The organism is Terrisporobacter glycolicus ATCC 14880 = DSM 1288 (genome assembly GCF_036812735.1).
GTDB lineage: Bacteria > Bacillota > Clostridia > Peptostreptococcales > Peptostreptococcaceae > Terrisporobacter > Terrisporobacter glycolicus.
The window spans coordinates 2,434,635-2,458,080 of the sequence record NZ_CP117523.1; the positions used below are offsets into that span (position 1 = coordinate 2,434,635).

Here is a 23,446-nt window from a genome sequence, read left to right on the forward strand (position 1 = left end):
ACCTGCTATTCAAATCTATTTCTATGTATTTTATTTTTATCAAATTTATCTATAAATTTATTTTCTTCGTTACTATAACCTATTGCTACAAGAGAGTATGGAATTAAATTTTCAGGTAAATTCAAAGTTTCTCTAACTTTATCCATAACCTTACGCTTAGGGTGAACTCCAACCCAACAAGAAGCCAACCCTTGATTCGTACATTCTAGTAAAATATTTTGTGTACATGCTCCTAAATCATGTATCCACTTTCCTGGTTTTAGAAATCTTTCTTTGTTTCCTGTAACTGCTATACATAGTTTTGCATCTTTAATTTGCTTCGATTTATGATGAGTTCTTGACAAGTTAGATAAAATTGCTTTATCATCTATAACAACAAATTCCCAAGGTGAAGAATTCTTTGAAGATGGTGCTTGCATAGCTGATTTTAAAATTTCAATTATTATTTCTTCTTCCACCTCTTTGTCTATATATGTTCTTATTGAACGTCTATTTTTTATAACTTCTAACATTTTATCTTCCCCCTTAATAGCTTAAATCTTAATACCAAATTCAAAAATATATTATAATACTTTTCATATATGTCATAACTAAATCAAATGTCTGGGACAGTTAATATAATAACACTCATAATAAATATAATAATCGGGTTTATATTTTACCTCTTTATTATTATTTATAATGCTATCATAACATTTCTTAATTTCTTCAAGTCTATTTTTTTCAGAGATAATATATTCTTCGTAATCCTCATAACTTTCCCAATCATCAAAATTTGGTTCTTCATTTATTCCCTTTTCAATATTTTGTGTAATTTCTACTAATTTTTTCTTAGCCTTGTTTATTTGATTCATCTGTTTTAGTGAATAAAAATATATATTCAACCATACAGGTTCTTCAAACATTTCAATTTTGTCATATAGATCAACGCAGCGTTTATAATCACCCAAAATAAACATAAAGTCAGCCATATCGTCATCACAAATATCAAATTCCTCATAATCTATATTTAATAATATATGAGCTATTTTTCTTGCTTCCTCTATTTTTCTCATAAGTGCTAGCTCTCTACCCAAGGTAAATATAATCTTCCCGTCGATTAACATATCTTCAAAAGGATATGTATATATGGACTTTAATAATGAAATACCTTCTCTTTGATTATCATTTATTAAGTGACTAACTGCTTCACAATATTTATATTCTTTTCTTGGAGTTATCTCAAATGCCCTATGAAATAACTTACATGCTTTTTCATAATTTTTTCTTTCAAAATTTATTCTTCCAAATGCATAATATGTTTTTTCATAATTTGAATTACGACTTACAGCTTGAGAAAGTAAATCATATCCTCTATTTTCAATTTCTTCATCACATCCCTCTTCTATTAAAAAGTAGGCCATGCAAGTAGACCATAATGAAAAACTATTATCAGAGAAACTTTCTTTATTTTTAATATAACATTCTTCTAATATTTCAATTGATTTATTTGTACTTTCTCTATATTCACATATTAACATGGCAAGTAAACAATAGGCTTCTATATTTGATGAATTTTCACTTATTTCTTCTTTAAGTATATCTCTGTATTTTTCATAATAAATAGCACTCTCATCAAAGTCTAAATTCCTAACGCTATAAAGCTCTTCTATTATTTTTCTCAATTCCATTAATGACTCTCCTTAATAAAGTAATTGTCTATATCTTTTTTATAAGTATAAATTATTTTCTTAACATAAACTATACAAATTTTAAAACAAGAAAAATTTGTCCATTTGTTTATTTACTATTTTCTTGGGTATATATATTACATGATTAAAAACTGGAGATGATATTATGGAATTATTTACACCTAGATGTAAAAAAAGAAGTTTACTATTTATAGCAGGATTAGTTTGGATATTTGCTGGTGGTATGGTATCAAAGCTTGGATTTAATGTGCTATTTACTTCATCAATTCATCCATTTATTTCAATAATGGTTGCTGTTGTTACATTTTTAATATTTTTCAACTTTATTTTTATAAAGTTAGTTAAAAAACATAAAAATAGAATTTCTGAAAAAGAACATGATAAACTATGTTTATTTTCTTTCTTTGATGTTAAAAGTTATGTAATAATGATATTTATGATGGGTCTTGGAATTACTATTAGATCTATTAATTCAATAAATCCACTTTGTTGGGCTGCTATATATATAGGAATAGGCCTTGCTTTACTTAGTGCAGGTGTTGCCTTTATGGTGGAATGGAAAAACTGGAATTAATTTGCTTACTTTATTAAAATCAATATAAAATAGGGGCGTTACATTTTTGTAACGCCCCTGATTTTTTAACTAATACTTATTTTTCTTTTAAGGGCAAATGCATTGTCATACAAATATTCCTTTTTATATTTATACATAAAGATTAAAGATACTACCATCGTAGCGACTTCTGCAAAAGGGACTACTAGCCAAACTCCATCTACTCCCATAATTCTAGGCAATACAAATATTCCCATTAAGAAGAAAACAAAAGTTCTCAGTAAAGAAAGAATAGCTGATATCTTTCCATTTGAAAAAGCTGTAAACATTCCCGAACCAAATATATTTATTCCTGCCACTAAAAACGCAATTGAAAATATCATAAATCCATTATGACTAATCTCAAATAATGTGCTTCCTTTTGTAGCAAATAATGATATTAATATTTCTGACATGGCTCTAGACATTATAAATGTTATTACACCAAATGCTGAAATTATTATAATACTATATTTAAATAAATTTTCTACCTGATTTTCATCTTGTCTTCCATAATTATAACTAATTCTAGGTGACACACCTGAAGTAAATCCTAAATAAGCTGCATTTAACAAAAATTGTATATAAAGCATAATTGTAATAGCAGCTACCCCCTCTTCACCTAAAAATTTAATCATCACAATATTAAATAAAAAAGTTGTAAGTGCTGAAGATATTTGTGTAACCATTTCTGACATACCATTAGAACAACTTCTTGAAATAACTTTAAAGTTAAATTTAGGCTTTACAAAGTGCAATAAGTTTTTTTTGTTGAAAAAGTAAATTATACCTACTATGCTCGGTAAAACATATCCTATACAAGTAGCTAAAGCTGCACCTCTAACTCCCATATTTAACTGAACTATAAATACATAATCTAAAACTATGTTTAAAAGTCCACCGCAGACAGAACTTAAAAGCCCTAGATTAGGTACTCCAGCCGTTACTAAAAAATAATCAAAATATAACTTTAATATTATAAATGGCGTGAAAATTATCATAAAGAATAAATATTCTTTACAGTAAAAAAACAAAGACTTAGTTGATCCTAGTGCATATATTATGTCATTTATAAAAATAATACATATAATTTCAACAACAATTCCTACTATAATAGCGCTTATAGTAATAAGGGTGAAGTACTCTCTTGCCTCTTCATTTTTATTTTCTCCCATAGTTTTAGCAACAATTGCACTACCTCCTGTTGCAAACATAACTCCTATTCCTATTAATATATTAATTACAGGATAAACAATGTTTGTAGAAGAAAGTGCATTTGCACCTACAAATTTAGATATAAACATACCATCAACTATGGTATATAATGAAAAAAATATCATCATTATTACAGTTGGTAAAGTATATTTTATTAAAGAAGTCAGTGTGACTTTCTTTTCCAATGAATTTTCCATAAAGACCTCCTTGCAATATAAACTCACTTATTTTATAATAAACTATCCTGTTAATGGATAGTCAATAAGGAGGTTATTAAAAATTGAACAATAATATAAAATATTTTTCCACAGGTGAATTTGCAAAACTGTGTAATGTTCACAAAAAAACACTTTTTTACTATGATGAAATAAATTTATTTAAACCAGAGAAAGTTATGCCTACTGGATATAGGTATTATTCTGAGTATCAATTAGAAACTTTTAACATTATTTATACTTTGAAAGATATAGGTATGCCACTTAAGGAAATAAAAGAATATATGGATAATAGGACTCCTGAAAATATGTTAGAACTTTTTGAATATGAGACAAAAGAAATAGAGAAAGAAATAAATAAACTTAAAAGAAAACAAGAAGTCATGTCTAATAAAATTAAACTTATTAAAGAAGCCAATAATATAAAATGTGATATTTTACTGGAGGAGCAAGAAGAAGAATATATTGTTTTAAGTGATTTAATAGACAAAAATAAATTAAATAGTCTAATTAATAAAAATGAAGATGCTTATGATATTGATGCTTATATTAATCTTTTAAATCTTGCTTATAACAATGATTTGAATTTTGGGTATGCTGGCGGTTCTATAAAAACAAAGGAAGATTTACTTCAAGATAATAGTTACAGTTATTATTACATAAGAGTAAACAAAAACTGTAATTATAAAAATATTATAATCAAGCCTAAGGGAACTTACTTAGTAGGATATTTAAAGGGGTATTATTCAAAAGCTCCTATTATTTATAAAAAACTTTTACAGTTTATACATAAAAATGATATAGAAATAATTGGATTAGCTTATGAAGATGTTTTAATTGATCAAGTTTGTGTAAAAAATCCTGATGATTTTGTTCTTAAGATATCTATTCAGGTAAAGAAAAAAGTATAAAAACATTTGTCAAATTACCATTAGTATAATTGTATATTAATCAACTAATAACTTAATATCAATAATTACTTTAATTTTTATAATATTGTTATTTGTGCGAATATTAGCAAGTATTGAGTAAATACTAAATTTGACAATACTATATTCTTGGAGGAAAATATGAAAAAATTTTTAACATTAACCCTTTGTTTTATTCTACTTTTTACAAATATATCCTACGGTCAACCTAATAACGTTAAAACTGCAATACAAGATTTAGATACGGTTAATAATAGAGTAAATCTTATGATAAAAGTAATTACTGGAGATGAACCTCTAAATATTAATGAATTAACAAAAGATATAAAATTTTGTGAATCTATTTTAGCATCAAACTCTAAACAAATATCAAATGCCTATTCAACAGAAACTAATATACAACTCAGAAGAACATATTCTACAATATTATATGTCACAGCACTATACGAATTAAGCTTAAGTAGTATGCTGGTGTATATAAATGATGACAGTAAAACTAGTTATTTTATAGATACATGTGCTGTTTTTAAGCAAGGTAATATGTCATTACATGAACTTAAGTCAGAAAACAGTTAATATATTCAAATATTATCTGTATTAACACAGCCTTATATACCAGGAGGAAATTATGAAGAAAATCATATCACTAGCACTTTGTTTTATGTTGCTATTTACACATATATCTTACGCTCAAACTAATAATATTTCCGATGCCATAAAGGATTTAAAAATAGTAGGTAATAAAATTAATATTATGATTGATGAAATATCTGGAGATGAACCTTTAGATATATCTAAGTTTGAAGAAAATGTAAAATATTGTGAATCTATATTAGCATCACGTTCAAAGGAAATATCAAAAGACTATTCAAATGAGTCTAATATTGAACTTAAAGCTGCTTATTCATCTTTATTATATGTATCATCTTTATATGCATTAAGTTTAAACAGTATAATAGTATATCTAAATAATAATAGTAAATCTCATTATTTTATTGATATATGCACAACTTATAAAGAAGGAACTCTTGTATTAGATGCAATTAAATCAAACTTTTAGAACTGGTGACTATAAAATCACCAGTTTTATTTTTTTAGCCTTTATTAAAGCTTATATATCTTATATTTTCATTATTTTTTATAATTAAAATTTTTACTGTGATATAATTTATTATATATAAAAATTGGGAGGCAATAATAATGGGATTAAATAGTACACCTTCTGCTGAACGTGTTCACATAGGCATATTTGGAAAGCGTAATGCAGGAAAATCCAGCGTAATAAATGCAATAACAAATCAAAGTCTAGCTATAGTATCTGATATTAAAGGTACTACTACAGATCCAGTATCAAAAGCTATGGAGTTACTACCTTTAGGACCTGTAATAATTATAGATACTCCTGGTCTTGATGATGTTGGAAAATTAGGTAAAATGCGTGTGCAAAAAAGTTATCAAGTATTAAATAAAACTGATATAGGTATTCTAGTGGTCGATGGAACTTTAGGTACTACAACAGAAGATGAAGCCTTAATTGCTAGATTTAAAGAAAAAAACATTCCTTATATCATAGTTATGAATAAATTGGATCTAGTAAAAGAGGATTTTTTACATATAAACGAAAGTACCTATAATTTATCTAATACTATTTGGGTAAGTTCTACTACTAATGAAAACATACATGAATTAAAAGAAATGATAGCTAAACAAGTTACTACAGATGAACCAAAATTTAAAATTGTTGCTGATTTACTTGATCCTTCTGACTTCGTGGTATTAGTTGTACCTATTGATAAAGCAGCTCCTAAGGGAAGACTTATTTTACCTCAACAGCAAACTATTAGAGATATATTAGAAGCCAATGCTATTGCCATTGTAGTTAAAGAATGTGAACTTAAAGAGACTCTACAAAATTTAGGTAAAAAGCCAAAATTAGTTATAACAGATAGCCAAGTATTTGCAAAAGTTTCTGTTGAGACTCCAAATGATATTTTATTAACTTCATTTTCTATTTTATTTGCCAGATACAAAGGTGATTTAGAAGAAACAATAAAAGGCGTTAGAGCTTTAGAATCTTTAAAAGATAATGACACTATTTTAATTTCTGAGGGATGTACTCATCACCGTCAATGTAATGATATAGGTAAAGTAAAAATTCCTAAATGGGTAATACAATACACTAATAAGCATCTTAACTTTGAATTTACTAGTGGAACAGAGTTTCCTTATGATTTATCTAAATATAAAATGATTATACATTGTGGTGGATGTACTTTAAATGAAAGAGAAATGAAATATAGAGTAAAATGTGCCAAAGATCAAAATATACCAATAACTAATTACGGAATATTAATATCCTATATACAAGGTATATTAAAAAGAACAGTGGAACCGTTCCCTTATATTTCTTACCTGTTAGAAGAAATATAAGGAGTAATACATCATGACTAAAATTAGTTATTTATAGAAATAATAATCTAATTTCACAAATAATATATTTTAGCATATTATAAAGGAGCACTTCAGTTTTATACTGAAATACTCCTTTATTTATATTACAAAATCATTAATTTAATTGTTTGTTAATAATTTTTTTACTAAGTTCCATAATTAAACTTGCAAATACAGCAAGCCCAAATGAAATTCCTAGACTATTTAATTCAAATGATATTGGCATTGAGAAAATCTCTCTCATAAAAGGTAATAATGTTAATGAAAACATTACTAAACAAACGCCAACTGCACCTAAAGCATATTTATTACTGCTAAGTCCTAAACTAAATATTGTTTCAGTATTTGATCTTGCAGCGAATGTTTGAACTATTCTAGATAATGTAAGTGTTGCAAAAGCCATTGCTGTTCCAAGTTCTGGTGAAGTTTGCATTCCTATATATTGTGCTAATATTGTCACCATACCTATTACACTACCTCTAAATGCTACTGACTTTAAAGTTCCTCCAGCTAATATACTTTCGTCTGGATGTCTTGGAGGATTTTTCATTATCCCTTTTTCTGGTGGTTCAAATCCTAATGCTATAGCTGGCAAAGAATCCGTTACTAAGTTAATAAATAATAGTTGTATTGTAGTAAATGGATTTGACCAATCTGCAATAACTGCAAATAATATGGCAATTATACCACCTAAGTTTCCTGAGAATAAATAAGTTATTGATTTTTTAATATTATTGTAAACTGTTCTACCTACCTCGATGGCATTTACTATTGTAGCAAAATTGTCATCTAAAAGTACCATGGCAGACGCATCTTTTGCGACTTCTGTTCCACTTCCCATGCCTATACCTATGTCTGCTTGCTTAAGTGCTGGGGCATCGTTAACACCATCTCCCGTCATGGCAGTTATTTTATTTTTTTTCTGCCAAGCTTTAACGATCCTTATTTTATTTTCAGGAGAAACTCTAGCGTAAACTGAAATATGTTCTAGTTTTTCATCTAGTTCTTCATCAGTTAAATCATCTAACTCCTTACCTGTAAGAGCTAGATCATCTTCTTCCATTATTCCTATGTCTCTACCTATGGCTGCTGCAGTAGTTTTATGATCCCCAGTTATCATTACTGTTTTTATGCCTGACTCTTTAGCTTCTTTTACTGCTTCATAAACTTCTTTTCTAGGTGGGTCAATCATTGCCATTAAACCTATCAAAGTAAGTTCATCTTCATCTTCTAAAGTTGGTACAAAGTTTTCATCTTTAATTTCTTTTGTAGCAAATGCTAAAACTCTTAATGCTTTATTTGAAAAATCTTCGTTTGCTTTTTTGAATTCATTTATAATTTCATCATTAATTGCTACTACATCTCCACCATCTAATGCATATTTGCATCTGCTAAAAATCACATCTGGAGCACCTTTTGTAAACATGTATATCTTACTATCTACTTTGTTTATAGTAGACATTAATTTTCTATCACTATCAAAAGGTAGCTCATTTAATCTATTGCATTTTTCTCTTAATATTTTATAGTTTATGTTGTTTTTCTCTGCATGATTTATAAGAGCAACCTCTGTTGGGTCTCCTATTTCCACACCATCTTCTGTTATATCTGAGTCATTACATAAAGTTGATGCTAGAGTTAATGCTATTTCACTCTCATTAGCTTCACTAGTTGATGCTATATCATCATTTCTAGATAATGCTATTTCTTCATTTATATTAGTAGCTAAAACTTTTTCTTTATCACCATACATATAAAAATCAACGACAGTCATTTTGTTTTGTGTAAGTGTTCCAGTTTTATCCGTACATATTACACTTGTTGAACCTAAAGTTTCAACAGCTGGTAACTTTCTTATAACTGCTTGTTTTTTAGCCATTGTATTTGTTCCTTTTGCTAATACAATCGTTACTATTGAAGACAATGCTTCTGGTATGGCTGCAACTGCTATAGCAATAGCAAACATGAATGAATCTGCTATATTTGCTCCTCTAATAACTTGAACTAAGAAAATTAACCCTGCTAATATAACTATACCCACACCAAGCTTTTTACCAAATTCATCAAGTTTCTTTTGTAGCGGTGTTTCTTTGTTTTCTGCGTTATCTAATAAGTCTGCTATCTTTCCTATTTCACTTTTCATTCCACAGGCTGTAACTACATAAGTAGCTCGGCCATACACTACCATGGAACCACTAAATACCATGTTCTTCTGATCACCTAAAGCACACTCTTCATCTATTTTGTCTTCATGTTTTAGTACTGGCTCACTTTCTCCCGTTAACATTCCTTCTACTACTTTAAAAGTCTGAGCTTCTATTATTCTTCCATCTGCTGGTACATAATCTCCAGCTTCCAAAACAACAATATCTCCTTCAACTAAATCTTTCGACGGAACTGTAATTTTAATCCCATCTCTAATTACTTTTGCATTTGGTACAGATAATTGTTTTAAACTGTCTAAAGATCCTTCCGCTTTTTTAGTTTGAACTACCCCTAAAATAGAATTTAAGATAAGTACGGCAAATATAATTACAGACTCTACTACTTCTCCTAAAAATACCTGAACGAAGGCTGCTATTAAAAGTATCACTACTAGTGGATCTTTAAAACTATCCAAAAATAACTTCCAAGTTGGTACCTTTGCTTTTTCTCTTAATTCATTTGGTCCGTTTTGTTTCAGCCTTTTCATAACTTCCATTTGAGACAATCCATCTAGACTACTCTTAAAATGTCCAATTGTTTTTTCGCTTGTTTCCTTATAAAACATACCATTTCCTCCCATTATTATAAAATTCATTTTTGAATTAATATAAATACTACTAAATTTTGTTAAAGTGATAATTTGCAATAAAAAAAGACCAACAAAGTAGATAGAACTACTCTGAAGGTCTTGCTAACAAGTTTAAACTCGCTAATCAACCGGGATTTTAATCCGTTTTGACGACTGATTATCACAATAATGTGAAAGCTACTCCCCTTCATGGGAATTTCTTATTTGTTAATTATTATAAACATAAATTAATTCTTATGCAAGTTTTTATTTGTTAATTATTTTTTACTTTACTTATTGCATTATCTACTTAATTTTATACTTCTTGTTTTAAGCAAGATTTTAAATCATCATCTGGTGTACTTATTGTTCTCAAATCAAAAGTATCAACCAAATATTGAAGTACATTAGGGCTTAAAAATGCTGGAAGAGTTGGTCCTAAGTATATCCCCTTTATTCCCAGGGACAACAATGCAAGTAAATCTGCTACTGCTTTTTGCTCATACCAAGATATAATTAGCGATAATGGTAATCCGTTTACATCAGTTTCAAAAGCATCTGCTAGAGCTGTTGCTATCCTAACTGCTGAATACGCATCATTACACTGCCCCACATCTAGAAGTCTTGGTAGTCCTGCAACCTCACCAAATTCTAATTTATTAAATCTGTATTTTCCACAAGCTAAAGTTAATATTACACAGTCATGAGGAACTTTTTGTGCAAATTCAGTATAATAATTTCTGCCTGGTCTTGCACCATCGCATCCACCTATTAAGAAAAAATGTCTTATCTTTCCATCCTTCACTGCATTAACAATTGTTTCTGCATGAGATAGTGTAGCATGGTGTCCAAATCCAACTAAAATTTCATGTGGCTCTTGGTCTTCTTCATACCCACCAAGTTCCAATGCTTTTTCTATAATTGGACTAAAATCTTTTTTCCCGTCATTTCCTACTCCTATATACTGAACTCCATCCCATCCAACAACACTTGTTGTAAATATTCTATCTTTGTAAGACTCTCTTGGTTTCATTAAACAATTCGTAGTCATAAGTACACAACCTGGAAGATTATCGAATTCTTTTTGTTGATCCTGCCAAGCTCCACCAAAGTTTCCAACAAGATGATCATATTTTTTAAGTTCTGGATATCCGTGACATGGAATCATTTCACCATGAGTGTATATGTTAATACCTTTACCTTCAGTTTGTTCTAACAACATTTGTAAATCCCATAAATCATGTCCTGATACTACTATAAATGGACCTTTTTTTACATTAACATTCACTTTATTAGGTTCTGGATTTTTATAAGTCTTTGTATTTGCTTCATCAAGCTTTTTCATAACAGCCACACTCATTTCACCAGTTCTCATAGTCCATCTTATTAAATCCTCTACACTTAGACTATCGTCAGTTGTAGCTTCTAGTGCTCTTACATAAAAATTATCAACTTGATCATCAAAGTATCCTAGCTCTCTTGCCTGATGCCCATAAGCCGATATTCCTTTTAATCCATATACTATAGTTTGTCTTAAAGAACGAATATCAGGATCCAATTCACCATCATACATTATCCCTGCTTTTTTTGAGTCCTTAAGCATTTCTGCTTTAGTTTCACTTAAGTTATATGTAGCGTGCTCTGTATTATTTTTAATTTTGCCTACTTTTTTTCTTAATGCTTCTTTTATTTTTTGAGATTCTTTTAACATTTTTACATGAACTTCAGCATCAAAGTTTACATTTGTTAAAGTTGTAAATAAAGAATTTTCAATAAAGCTTACTATATCCTTATCTACATTTTCTCCTTTTTCAACTATTTCTTTTGCATAACAACTTATACCTTTTATTTGGTAAATAAGTAAATCCTGAAGATTTGCAACTTCTGGTGTTTTACCACATACCCCTAGCTTTGTACATCCTTTGCCTCCTGCTGTTTGTTCACATTGATAACAAAACATAGGATACTCCATTGACATATTATTTTCCATTCTCTTACCTCCAAAAGTTTTATTCATACTATAGTCTTTACTAAATTTGTAAATATATAGTTACTAATTTGATAATTTGAAGGTTTTCATAATCAAGAAATTAGTTTTTGAATCCAAATAAATCTACAATTTCAAAACATGGCATTAATTTTTAGATCGAATTAACATTACACTATGAATATTGCATAACTATTTTATTTGAAAATTTATTAAACATATTATAATTTTTATTACTTAATTATCCTTTAAATTTCATTTTGAAGTCAAGTTTTTCTCTAGGTCTATTAGTAACATTTTGTTACAAAAACACATGTTAATTTACAATACATTATGACGTATATACTATTATAACAAAGAAAGGAGTCATCAATGATAAAAAAAATAGGATTATATACTCCCTTTGCAATTCTTGTAATAATGGGGTTCTTAACACAGGAGAAATTTTATAAGCTAGCAGGTATGAATATGATGGAGGCGGGGTATTTAGGCGTAAACAATACATTAATTATATTTCCCATAGTATTTTTAATATATGGTATATATTGTGCCCTTTGTGGAAAAGATGCTCTATTTTCTGTTATAGCAACTTTTATCCTTTATATGTTTATAATAGTTGAATATTATGTTAAATACATACAATTTTCACTTTGTCTGATTAGTATTAATATTTTTTTAATATCTTATTTTATAATGAGAATTCACTTAAATCAGAAGAAAATTAAATAAGGTATAAAAAATCCAGTAGGTTTAACTTACTGGATTTTCAAGTATGTATATGTATTTATTAAAAATATGCATCAATAATACATTTCAGTTTTGTAATATTTATGGCAATTAATGGAATATAAGGCTATAATATAAATTGTTTTAAAATAGTAAATTAAAAAATAATCTGAGGTGATATTATGAAAAATAATATGTTTAAAAAAGTTATGATTACAGGATTAGTATCTACTGTTTGCATGTCAGGAATATTTACGGGAAATTTCTCTACAAAAAATAGTAATTACATAACTACTGCTTATGCAGCCACAATTAAGGAAACTGTTTATTCAGCAAAAGGTGCTGCTAAATCAAATCTTAATGTAAGAAAAGGTCCTAACACTACTTATGCTAAAGTTGGTTCTTTAAAGAAAAGTGCTAAAGTAAACATAGTTGCAAAAACTTCTAATAATTGGTATAAAATTAAACTTAATAATGGTTACGGATATGTTTCTTCTCAATATATAACTATTACAAATAATAAGCCTGAGTCAAGCGAGAGTCTTTACTCTGCCAATGGGACTGCAAATAATAATGTTAATGTAAGAAAAGGACCTAATACTACTTATGCTAAGGTTGGTTCTTTAAAGAAAAATTCTAAAGTTACTATTGTTGCTAAGTCTTCTAACAACTGGTATAAAATTAAATTTAATAGTGGTTATGGATATGTTTCTTCTCAATATATAACTATTAAAACTAACAAACCTGAGCCAAGTGAAACTCCTTATTCTGCTAATGGTACTGTAAATAATACTCTTAATGCTAGAAAAGGGCCTGATACTACTTATGCTAAGGTCGGTTCTTTAAAGAAAAATTCTAAAGTTACTATTATTGCTAAAACTGATAATGGTTGGTATAAAATTAAATTTAATAATGGTTATGCTTATGTTTCTTCCCAATTTATAACTATTGCAAATAATAAGCCTGACTCTAGTGAAACTCCTTACTCTGTTAATGGTACTGCAAATAATAATATTAATGTAAGAAAAGGACCTAATACTACTTATTCTAAGGTTGGTTCTTTAAAGAAAAATTCTAAGGTTACTATTGTTGCTAAAGCTGATAATGGTTGGTATAAAATTAAATTTAATAGTGGTTATGGATATGTTTCTTCTCAATATATAACTATTAAAACTAATAAACCTGATCCAAGCGAGACTCCTTGTTTTGCAGAAGCAACTATTACTGACAATATTAATGTAAGAAAAGGACCTAATACTACTTATGCTAAGATTGGCTCTTTAAAGAAAAATGCTAAAGTAAGTGTTGTTGCCAAAACTTCTAATAATTGGTATAAAATTAAATTTAACAATAGTTATGCCTATGTTTCTTCTCAATATGTGACTCTTACTGAAATTGAAGAGTTAGAATACTCAGCTACTGCTTCAATTTTATCTGATGTTTATGTAAGAAAAGGACCTAACACTAACTATGAAAAAATTGGCACAGTGAAAAAGGATGAAAAAGTTGATATAGTTGCTATAACTTCTAATGGTTGGTCTAAAATAAAATATAATAACACATTCGGATATATTTATGGTGAATACGTTGATATTTTGACTAAATAATATAAAAATAGCACTTTATTTTAAAATAAAGTGCTATTTTTATATTGTCAATCTTATAATCATGCATTATAAATTATAGCTGTTTAAGTACATCTATTGTTATTTTTTGCACTCACTACAATAATAACATTCCACTTTTGAGTCCATCCACTCTAAAATTGTAATTCCTTTTACAAAAGTAGATAAAATTGCACCCTTAGTATATTTTTTATTTATTAATCCCAATTATAGACCTTCCATTTTTTATTTTTATGCTCAATAGCCCCCTTTATTTTTGCTTTATGCTTGTTGCGTTCCAGATTATTGTACATATCATCCATATCCGTATAGTTGCCAATTACATAATAGCCTACACTAATAGATTTCTCGTATTTATAAATGTTCGAAAAATCAATCAAAAGCCCTTTATTGATTAATTGAAAAATTTCATTTTTTATTTCTTCATCCATAGGATATATTTTTCTTCTTTTATTTGTAGAAAAACTGTCTATAATTTTATTTGCAATTATATCTTTAAGTACTAACATATCTTTGCAATATAATTTGCAAAACCATCCATCATCATGAGCAAGGTAAACAAAATTATTGTTTATTCTATTAAAAAATGGAGATTTTAAAGGTTGGCAAAAATGTGATAAATATAAAATCTCTGCCTTTTCTTCAGGTGTACAACTATTTAAACTCTCTTCATTATTATAATCTATCCAATGAAAATTACCCAATCCATAAATATCTTCCTTTGACAGCTCCAAAATTTCATTTTCTCCATTTGCTGTTTCTAAAAACCAATTATAATTAAAATTGTTAGTAATATAATCTCCATCTGTAACTAAAATATTTTCTATACTTGTTGGACAATACTTAATAAACTCTTTAAATTCCATCCCATAATGTATACAAAAGTTTTCATTATCATTAGCATTTATGTAAAATACATCTTTTATTTGTCTCATTAAACTTTTATCTCCTCTTAAGTTATTATTTTAAACTTATTAATCACTTGGATTGTCATATAATATCCAAGGTAACTGAATAATAGCTTTCTTAGCAACGTTTATCTTTTTCTTCATTCCAATAAATATCTATTATTTCTAATGGATATTCTATATTAATACCTAATTTCTTTAAAACTTTTTCAACTGCTTCTGGATATACTGTTGAAAAAGTTTTTACATAATTTCTACATAACATGAATTCATAAGGCTTATTATACATATCTAAATAAGATTGTGTTTCATTAACGTTTACTGTATATTTCAACCTAATCACCTTCTTATTCTCAATTATTTAATTCCTTTTATAACTAAATTATACATTAAAAACAAAATTTTCTGCTACAATATAATATATTTAGAAAAATTTATCCAAAAGAGGTGTTATTATATGAAAATTATTACACAAAAAGAATTTAAAAAAATAATTGATCATAGAGACAGTTTTGATCAATTAATACTAAGAGAATATAATTTTAAGCATATGGATTTAACTGGTTGGGATCTAAGTAATATAGACTTTACATTAAGTTCTTTTCAAGATGTTAAACTTGATAAAGTAAATTTTCAAAATAGCATTGTGGAAAATGTATTATTTGATGGTTGTCCTCTTCATGGTGCAAACTTTAAGAATGCAAATATGAAAACGGCCTCTTTTAGATATTGTGATATGATAAAATGTAACATTGAAGGTGCTGATTTATATGGTGCTGTTCTAGAGTATGCCAAACTAGACGGAATTCATTCCAATGAAAATACAAAATGGTTTCGCCTTAGATGTCCAGAAATTGGAGCATTTTTAGGATATAAAAAGTGCATAAATGATTGTATGGTTCAACTGCTAATTCCCTCCGATGCAAAAAGATCCTCTGCAACCCTACCATCATGTAGATGTAATAAGGCAAAAGTTTTAACAATAAAGAGTTTTGACTTTAAAGAAAATTATGAGGAAGCCTGGTCTTTGGTAGATGAAAATTTTATTTACAGAAAAGGTGAATGGGTAGAAGTGAAAAATTTCAATGAAGATCGTTGGATGGATTCAACTACTGGTATTCATTTTTGGATGTCAAGAGAAGAGGCACAATCCTATTAAATAAAAATAAATTCACTATTTTAATTTATAATAAAAAAGCTGTGGATGATTGGTATTAACAAACCTGCCACAGCCTTATTTATTTTAGCACTTAACCAATTCTTTACACGAGAGAAGTTGGCCGAAATACTCTAATAAATTCTTACAAATTTTTAAAGTACTATCGTTTACATCTAGTCTTGGGTTAAATTCAACAAAGTCCATTGACTTAACAATTCCTGTTTGAATAAGACGTTTCAAAAGATACTTAGTATCTTCTACAGTATACCCTCCATCAACTCTTGTTCCTGTACCTTCTACTATAAATTTATCCATAAAATCTATATCTAGACTTATATGAAGACCATCAATATTTTGTCCTTTACATTTTTTTATAATATCATTAACCACATCTTCCAACCCTATTTTATCTATTGCTTTTTTATCATAAAGGTTTACTTTAGAATTGTCTAATAAGTCTTGTTCTCCCTTATCTATATCTCTTCCACCAATGTGGAATACGTTTTCTTCATTTATTTTAACACCATCATAATATAAATTAACTAATCTAGTATCTCCATGACCACATAAACAAGCTAAAGGCATTCCATGAAAGTTCTTACTTGGTGATGTTGCTGATGTATTAAAATCCCCATGAGCATCAATCCATACAACGCCTAAATTTTTTGAATGCTTACTAGCACCTGTTATACTTCCAAGTCCTATTCCATGATCTCCACCTAATATTAATGTAAAATCACTATTATCCATTGCTTTATCTACTGCTTTAGATAATTTTAAATTTAAATCATATATACTTTCAAAATATTTAATATCTTTTTCATTTTTAAACTTATCTGATTCTATCACTTCTTTTACATCAATATCTCCAAGATCTACAACTTCTATTTTACCGTTATCTTTTATTAAGTCAATAACCTTTGCGTTTCTTAATTTTTCTGGTGAATGTTGTGTTCCATTATTGTCACATCCATAATAAGTTGGAACTCCTATTATACTTAATTTCATAATACCTCCCCCTATTGACACTCCTTGGTGTAAATCTAAATCTTTATTAAATTTAAACAACACACAACATATTAGTTGTTTATAAATAATATTATATAATATAATTTCTGATATAGTTTATTTGTTTTATATAATATTAATTAAACTCTTACTTATTTAATCCAAAACAACTAATATACCTAAAGAAATGTAGCTAGCATAGATAACTACATTCATTTTATAAATTGATTAATATATTGAAAATCACAAAACATACTAGACATATAACAAAGTCTAATACTATTAGTTTATAGTCTTTTTTTAAAAATGATACTTATGGAAGCAATTGCACTAAAAATTCCCACACCTAACAATAAAAATACATTGCTAAATATACCTCTTACAAACATTGATTCTCCCAAATATAAAATTAATTTTTTATTTGCCTTTATAATAGTTTATAACATAAAAATAAGGCAGGTTAAAGTACCTACCTTATTTTTAGTTTTATTCCACCGATTTAAGTGCATCAATCATGTTTATGTTTTTTAATTTTTTATGCATCATCACCATAACAAGTAAAGCGAAAATCATTGTAATGACTCCTGATATAATATAGCTACTTATATCTACCGTTGGTATCATCATCATATTATCCATTTCTGCTGTACTTACTAAAAATACATATAATAGTTTACCTAAAACAGAACCTGCAAGTATACCTAGTACTGTTAGTATTATATTTTCTCTAAATATATACATATCAACTTCATTATCATAGAAACCTAATACTTTTATTGTAGATATTTCTCTAATACGTTCCGATACGTTTATATTTATTAAGTTGTATAATACTACAAATGCTAAACTTCCTGATGCAACTATTATTACTATCATAACTAATCCTAAATCTGCTGCTTCGCTCATGCTTTTCATTTTAGAGGCAAGAGTAACATTTACAACTTTTCTATTGTCCATAAGTTTTGATGATAATTTATTTTCATCATAGGTTTTAGAATTAAATTTTAATAACTGTGCATTGTATGACACATCTTTTTTAAATATATTTTTGTAATATGATGGTGATAAATAAATATAATGACCAGTGTAATTTTCTATTATATTCTCTACTTTTATCTTGCGATTATTATTATTTGAATCTGTTAAAGTTATATATTCTCCCACATATACATTTAAAAGTTTTGCTAACTTTTCATTTATAATAGCCCCATCATTACTTAGTTTATAATCAGTACCACTGACTCTATCATTTAATAAGATAAAGTCATTTAATTTATCTGTATTTTGAGGAACATACATCATAGCACTTTGTTTGCTCATATTCTCTTTACTAAAAGTAACTGATTCTTGATAAATATTTAAATCATCTTCATAATTTGGTAGATTATTTAAATATTTATCATACTCTTCATCTTCTTTCTTAGTACTGCTATCATCAAATACAACCATTGCATCATATTTTATTAGTTTTCCAAATTGTAAGTCTGATAATGATGAATTAGATTTTTCAAGAGATATACCTGCCACAAGCATAGCCATACATCCAGATATTCCAAACACTGTCATAAACATTCTTCGTTTATATCTAAAAAGATTCCTAAAAGTTACCTTTTGATTAAAGTTAAGTCTTCTCCATACAGGCTTAATTCTCTCTAGTAGTATTTTTTTCCCTAGTTTTGGCGCTTTTGTTCTCATTAAGTTAGAAGGATTCTCTTTTAATTCTTCTTTTAGAACAATAAATGATGCTCCAACTGTACAAAGTAGTGATGCTACTAAAGATTGAATTATATATGATGGATAGAAATTTATTATTACTTTAGGTAAAGTAAAGTTCGATGAATAAGCTATATTAACTATTAATGGTAATACACTACTTCCTGCTACTATACCTACTATAGCTCCTGCAATACTGGCAATTGAAGCATACACTATATATTTTCTAGCTATTTCTAAATCTCTATAACCTAATGCTTTTAAAGTTCCTATTTCTATTCTATTTTCTTCTACCATTCTTGTCATAGTGGTTAAGCATATTAGTGCTGCTACTAAAAAGAAAAATACAGGAAATACTGATGCTATTTTATCTAAGCTGTCAATTGAACCTTTGTATGTGGAGTAGCCTGGATTATCATTTCTATCAAAGAAGTAATATTTGCTATCATCAAGTTTTTTTAATTTTTCTCTTTGATTGTCTATTTCTTCTCTTGCATCTACTAGTTTTTCTTTATTTTCTTTTATTTCTTCTTCCCAATCAAGAAGCTTTTTCTCAGAATTAAGAATCTCTTCTTGTGCTTTGTTAAGTTTTTCTTGACCTTGAATTTTACCTTCTTCAAGTGAATTCTTACCCTTTGCTAAATCTTCTTTTCCTTTATCTAGTTTTCTTTGAGCTTTATTTAGTAATATCTTTCCTTCAGTAATTTTAGTTTTTTCTTTTTTATATGTTTTTACGCCTGCTTGATACTGAATTATTCCATTAACTAAAGTTTCCAACTTTACTTTATTTTCACTTGCACTTTTACTTGCGCTTTCTATACTTTGTGAAAGGCTAAGTGCTAAAGAAATATTTGATGGATCTTTTTCTAATGCATTTACTAAATCAATTAATTGAGTTAATCCTAGATCAGGATTTGATATAATCATTTTCCAATATTGAATTTTTCCACTTGGAATTTCATTATTTTCTTTTAAATTATTTATACTTTCTTTTATATCTTTAGACAGTGCATCATATGTCGAAATCAAAGTATTCAGACTTGATATTTGATTTTCATATTCTTTTGTATCTTTTGTAGGGTCAATCCCTTGATTCAAAAATACTTGCTTTGACTCATCTAACTGAGTCTTAACACTTTCAAGTTGTTTTTCCCCTTTGACTAAAGTTTCCTTTTTCTTTATAAGTTCTATTTGACCTTTTTTTAATTCATATTCACTATTTTTTAATAATTTTTCCTTATCTTTTATTTCTTGTTGAAACTTTGCTAAGGCTTTATCATATCCTGCTTTACCATCTAAAAGTTGCCTTTTACCATTGTCTATTTCACTCTGAGCATCTTTAAGTTTATTTTCATTTTTTTCTATTTTTTTATATGCTTTATCAAATTCTTTTTGCGCCTCTGATTTAATCTCTTCAATTCTTTCTTTTAATCTATGTGAGTATAAATTTTCAAGATACTTATTGTTTTCTTCCATTATATCTTTGTAATTATCATCATAAGCTCCAATATTTTCTGTATTTCTAAATTTCACATAAATTTCACTGTAAGCATCCATGGATATATCAGAACTATTTATAAGTGTAAAATAATCTACGCTTCCCTTTCCTACAGTAGTTGTTCCCCTAGACATATTATCTATGTACATGGGACTTTGGACAAATCCAACAATTTTAAAAGTTTTCTTTTTAAAATAACTTTCTGTATCTTTGTCTGATTTTACAACGTATTCATCACCTATTTTCAGGTTTTTATCTATTTTCAATGCATTTATATCTATGGCAATTTCACCACTTTTTTGCGGAAGTCTTCCTTCTGTAACAACTGCTGTGTTCATCTTGTCAGCGCTACTTCCATCATACTCCATAAATTTAACCACATGATTTGTATTAGCTAAATTCACATCCACACTATTGCTTGCATAATAATCAAGAATTTTATCATTATTTTCTAGTAACTTTAAATCATTTTCATTAAGTCCAATAGTAGATACTATCTTGCTATCCATTAAATTTTGTTTTGCAAAATATTCATTTATGGATTCTTTTAAATCTGGCCCACAAGATTTTATTCCAGCATAAAAAGCAACACCTAAGAAAATTATTGCCATTATAGAAATAAACCTTCCTTTTGAAGATAGAATCTCTCTTTTTATTGATTTTTTATATGCTCTATTTTTCATCTATCATCCTCTACCATTCAATAGATTCCACAGAAACAGGCTGTTCATTTATTCGTACATTTTGAACTTTGGCATCTTTAATATTTATAACTCTATTGGCGATTGGTGCAAGTGCTGCGTTGTGAGTTATAACTATTACAGTTGTGCCCATTTCTTTGCATGTATCTTGTAAAGTTTTTAAAATTTGTTTCCCTGTTTTATAATCAAGTGCTCCTGTTGGTTCATCACACAAAAGTAACTTGGGATTTTTTGCTATGGCTCTAGCTATAGACACCCTTTGCTGCTCTCCTCCTGATAATTGACTTGGAAAGTTATCTTTTCTATGACTAAGACCAACAATCTCTAACGTTTTATCTACGTCTAAGGCATTCTTTGAAATTTGAGTTGCTAACTCTACGTTTTCTCGTGCAGTTAAATTTTGAACTAAGTTATAAAACTGAAATACAAATCCCACATCATATCTTCTGTAATTTATTAGCTCCTTATTACTAAACTTAGATATATCAACATTATCAATAATTATGTTTCCTTCATCACAAGTATCCATTCCACCGAGAATATTTAGCACTGTTGTTTTTCCTGCACCACTCGGTCCTAAAATAATAACAAACTCTCCTTTTTCTATGGAAAAATTAATACCATTATTAGCAACAACGGTGTTTTCTCCAATTTTGTATCGCTTATACTCATCTATTATTTGTATATATGACATCTCTTCCCCCCATCAATTTACTTTACCTGCTCACTGTTATTAAATAGACACTATGTTTGATTAATGCTATAATACAATAAGTATAAATAATATATAAACTACTTACAATAATCACATGATATCATATTGTTATTAAATAGACATTTAATCTTTTTTTGTTCATTTAATAACTTGTGATATAAAATTGTAATTATAAAATTCGCTGCCATTTTAAGTCCTATATGGAGCAATTAAATTTCCGGTAGCAACCTTACTTAAAGAAAGGATTATGTATATGGCTGGTATTAAAGGAAATAGAAGAATTTTATATACTCATAAAGTAATTAAAGATAGTTTACTTGATTTACTTAAAAGTAAAAAAATTCACCAGGTTACAGTTACAGACATATGTAAAAATGCTAACATAAACCGAGGTACTTTTTATACTCATTATAAAGATGCTTATGATTTATTACAATCAATGGAAGATGAATTCTTTAATCAAATATTAGAATATATAGAAGAAACTCCACTAGAGGACTATAAAGATGTTTTATTGCTTAATGCTCTTAAACTTATTAAAGAAAATAAAGAATTATGCAAAATATTATTTTGTCATCATATAGAAAATAATCTTATGGATCGTATTTTTTTATTGGCAAGAAAAGCTGAAATTGACAAACTTATAAGTTCTTCAAAGGCTGACGATGTGTTTTTAGATTATTTTATAAAATATAACGTTGGGGGAGTTTTTTCTGTTGTTCAAACATGGTTGGAAAATGATTTAAATGAATCTCCAGAAGAAATAGTAACTATAATAAACAATATTGTCGCTTTTCATCCATAATAATTAGGTATATTTTTTGATATACCTAATTATTATAAAATTTATTATTTTTTTAATTTGAGCTTGTTGGTATAAATGATCCTACTCTAAGAGCAAACTCATTCATATTCATTGTTTGAAGGACAACTTGCCCTGGTCCTGTAAGCTTAGTTAAAAACAATCCTTCTCCACCAAAGAACACATTACCTAAACCTTTAACCATTTCTACTTCATATTTAACAGTATCTTCAAATCCTACTAAATTTCCTGTGTCTATTTTTACAACTTCTCCTGGAGCCAAATTCATTTCTATTGCATCACCATCTATTTCTAAAAAGGCAGTTCCTCTACCTCTTAGCTCTTGTAATATAAATCCTTCACCACCAAAAAACCCTGTTCCCATCTTTTTATTAAAAATAGTTTTTAGTTCTACTGAAGACTCAGCAGCAAGAAAAGCTCCTTTTTGTATGGTAAAGCAACCTTCACTTACATTTATAGGTATTATACTTCCTGGAACAGTTGAAGCAAAAGCTATTTTAGCATCTTGCATTGCAGTATATGTTGCCATAAACATTGATTCTCCTGCAAACATTCTTCCTATACCTTTTAATAGACCACCTTTTGTATTTGTGTCCATCTTTATTCCTTCAGATTGGTAAAACATCCCTCCACTTTGTGTGAACATGGACTCACCTTTTGATAAACTTACTTCAACACTTGGTACTACTTTTCCTACAATTACATAATTCATTTAAA

21 protein-coding genes are annotated in these 23,446 nt (G+C 28.0%); 9 read left to right on the forward strand and 12 right to left on the reverse strand.

Annotated features, from left to right (window positions below):
• Window positions 1-5: 5 nt before the first annotated feature.
• Complete coding sequence (locus TEGL_RS12000) at window positions 6-512, reverse strand: nitroreductase family protein (protein WP_018592718.1); 507 nt, start codon at window positions 510-512, stop codon at window positions 6-8.
• 78 nt (window positions 513-590) lie between these two features.
• A complete protein-coding gene (locus TEGL_RS12005; RefSeq protein ID WP_018592717.1) occupies window positions 591-1,670 on the reverse strand; it encodes a tetratricopeptide repeat protein in 1,080 nt (359 codons plus the stop codon).
• 166 nt (window positions 1,671-1,836) lie between these two features.
• Between TEGL_RS12005 and TEGL_RS12010 the strand changes: the two genes are divergently transcribed.
• Complete coding sequence (locus TEGL_RS12010) at window positions 1,837-2,265, forward strand: hypothetical protein (protein WP_018592716.1); 429 nt, start codon at window positions 1,837-1,839, stop codon at window positions 2,263-2,265.
• Between the two features lie 65 nt (window positions 2,266-2,330).
• Here TEGL_RS12010 and TEGL_RS12015 read toward each other — a convergent pair whose 3' ends face one another.
• Complete coding sequence (locus tag TEGL_RS12015) at window positions 2,331-3,695, reverse strand: MATE family efflux transporter (RefSeq protein WP_018592715.1); 1,365 nt, start codon at window positions 3,693-3,695, stop codon at window positions 2,331-2,333.
• Between the two features lie 83 nt (window positions 3,696-3,778).
• Between TEGL_RS12015 and TEGL_RS12020 the strand changes: the two genes are divergently transcribed.
• The 4 genes from TEGL_RS12020 (at window position 3,779) to hydF (ending at window position 7,072) form a co-directional block, all read left to right on the forward strand.
• On the forward strand, window positions 3,779-4,624 hold the full coding sequence (locus tag TEGL_RS12020) for a MerR family transcriptional regulator (protein WP_018592714.1): 846 nt from the start codon (window positions 3,779-3,781) through the stop codon (window positions 4,622-4,624).
• Between the two features lie 159 nt (window positions 4,625-4,783).
• A complete protein-coding gene (locus tag TEGL_RS12025; protein ID WP_018592713.1) occupies window positions 4,784-5,218 on the forward strand; it encodes a hypothetical protein in 435 nt (144 codons plus the stop codon).
• Window positions 5,219-5,270: 52 nt separating this feature from the next.
• On the forward strand, window positions 5,271-5,702 hold the full coding sequence (locus TEGL_RS12030; RefSeq protein WP_018592712.1) for a hypothetical protein: 432 nt from the start codon (window positions 5,271-5,273) through the stop codon (window positions 5,700-5,702).
• Window positions 5,703-5,842: 140 nt separating this feature from the next.
• Window positions 5,843-7,072 (forward strand): [FeFe] hydrogenase H-cluster maturation GTPase HydF, encoded by a 1,230-nt coding sequence (gene hydF, locus TEGL_RS12035; RefSeq protein WP_018592711.1) that lies wholly within the window; start codon window positions 5,843-5,845, stop codon window positions 7,070-7,072.
• 136 nt (window positions 7,073-7,208) lie between these two features.
• On the opposite strand, the gene TEGL_RS12040 is transcribed toward hydF, so the two are convergent.
• A complete protein-coding gene (locus TEGL_RS12040) occupies window positions 7,209-9,863 on the reverse strand; it encodes a cation-translocating P-type ATPase (protein WP_018592710.1) in 2,655 nt (884 codons plus the stop codon).
• Window positions 9,864-10,182: 319 nt separating this feature from the next.
• Entirely contained in the window at window positions 10,183-11,856 is a 1,674-nt protein-coding gene (gene hcp / locus TEGL_RS12045) for a hydroxylamine reductase (protein ID WP_018592709.1), read from the reverse strand.
• Between the two features lie 369 nt (window positions 11,857-12,225).
• Here hcp and TEGL_RS12050 point away from each other — a divergent pair, with 369 nt between their 5' ends.
• Together TEGL_RS12050 and TEGL_RS12055 are read left to right on the forward strand one after the other, a co-directional pair.
• Entirely contained in the window at window positions 12,226-12,582 is a 357-nt protein-coding gene (locus TEGL_RS12050; RefSeq protein WP_018592708.1) for a hypothetical protein, read from the forward strand.
• 179 nt (window positions 12,583-12,761) lie between these two features.
• On the forward strand, window positions 12,762-14,186 hold the full coding sequence (locus TEGL_RS12055; protein WP_018592707.1) for an SH3 domain-containing protein: 1,425 nt from the start codon (window positions 12,762-12,764) through the stop codon (window positions 14,184-14,186).
• 99 nt (window positions 14,187-14,285) lie between these two features.
• Here TEGL_RS12055 and TEGL_RS12060 read toward each other — a convergent pair whose 3' ends face one another.
• From TEGL_RS12060 to TEGL_RS12070, 3 genes are all read right to left on the reverse strand, one after another.
• Window positions 14,286-14,411, reverse strand: coding sequence for a hypothetical protein (locus TEGL_RS12060; RefSeq protein WP_018592706.1), 126 nt, complete (start codon window positions 14,409-14,411; stop codon window positions 14,286-14,288).
• Window positions 14,402-15,139 carry a hypothetical protein gene (locus tag TEGL_RS12065; RefSeq protein WP_018592705.1) on the reverse strand — a complete coding sequence of 246 codons (738 nt, stop codon included), beginning with the start codon at window positions 15,137-15,139 and terminating at the stop codon, window positions 14,402-14,404. The genes TEGL_RS12060 and TEGL_RS12065 overlap by 10 nt, the downstream gene beginning before the upstream one ends.
• A 91-nt stretch (window positions 15,140-15,230) precedes the next feature.
• Window positions 15,231-15,446, reverse strand: a complete 216-nt coding sequence (locus tag TEGL_RS12070) for a hypothetical protein (RefSeq protein ID WP_018592704.1) — start codon at window positions 15,444-15,446, stop codon at window positions 15,231-15,233.
• Window positions 15,447-15,569: 123 nt separating this feature from the next.
• Here TEGL_RS12070 and TEGL_RS12075 point away from each other — a divergent pair, with 123 nt between their 5' ends.
• Window positions 15,570-16,271: a pentapeptide repeat-containing protein gene (locus TEGL_RS12075; protein WP_018592703.1), complete on the forward strand. Its 702-nt coding sequence runs from the start codon at window positions 15,570-15,572 to the stop codon at window positions 16,269-16,271.
• Between the two features lie 84 nt (window positions 16,272-16,355).
• Here TEGL_RS12075 and rocF read toward each other — a convergent pair whose 3' ends face one another.
• From rocF to TEGL_RS12090, 3 genes are all read right to left on the reverse strand, one after another.
• Window positions 16,356-17,279: an arginase gene (rocF, locus tag TEGL_RS12080; protein WP_018592702.1), complete on the reverse strand. Its 924-nt coding sequence runs from the start codon at window positions 17,277-17,279 to the stop codon at window positions 16,356-16,358.
• A gap of 486 nt (window positions 17,280-17,765) precedes the next feature.
• A complete protein-coding gene (locus TEGL_RS12085) occupies window positions 17,766-21,173 on the reverse strand; it encodes an FtsX-like permease family protein (RefSeq protein WP_018592700.1) in 3,408 nt (1,135 codons plus the stop codon).
• Between the two features lie 10 nt (window positions 21,174-21,183).
• A complete protein-coding gene (locus tag TEGL_RS12090; RefSeq protein ID WP_018592699.1) occupies window positions 21,184-21,885 on the reverse strand; it encodes an ABC transporter ATP-binding protein in 702 nt (233 codons plus the stop codon).
• 274 nt (window positions 21,886-22,159) lie between these two features.
• Between TEGL_RS12090 and TEGL_RS12095 the strand changes: the two genes are divergently transcribed.
• Window positions 22,160-22,711: a TetR/AcrR family transcriptional regulator gene (locus TEGL_RS12095; protein WP_018592698.1), complete on the forward strand. Its 552-nt coding sequence runs from the start codon at window positions 22,160-22,162 to the stop codon at window positions 22,709-22,711.
• Window positions 22,712-22,763: 52 nt separating this feature from the next.
• Here the strand turns inward: TEGL_RS12095 and TEGL_RS12100 are convergent, their stop codons facing one another.
• Window positions 22,764-23,441 carry a TIGR00266 family protein gene (locus TEGL_RS12100; protein ID WP_018592697.1) on the reverse strand — a complete coding sequence of 226 codons (678 nt, stop codon included), beginning with the start codon at window positions 23,439-23,441 and terminating at the stop codon, window positions 22,764-22,766.
• Window positions 23,442-23,446 lie beyond the last annotated feature (5 nt).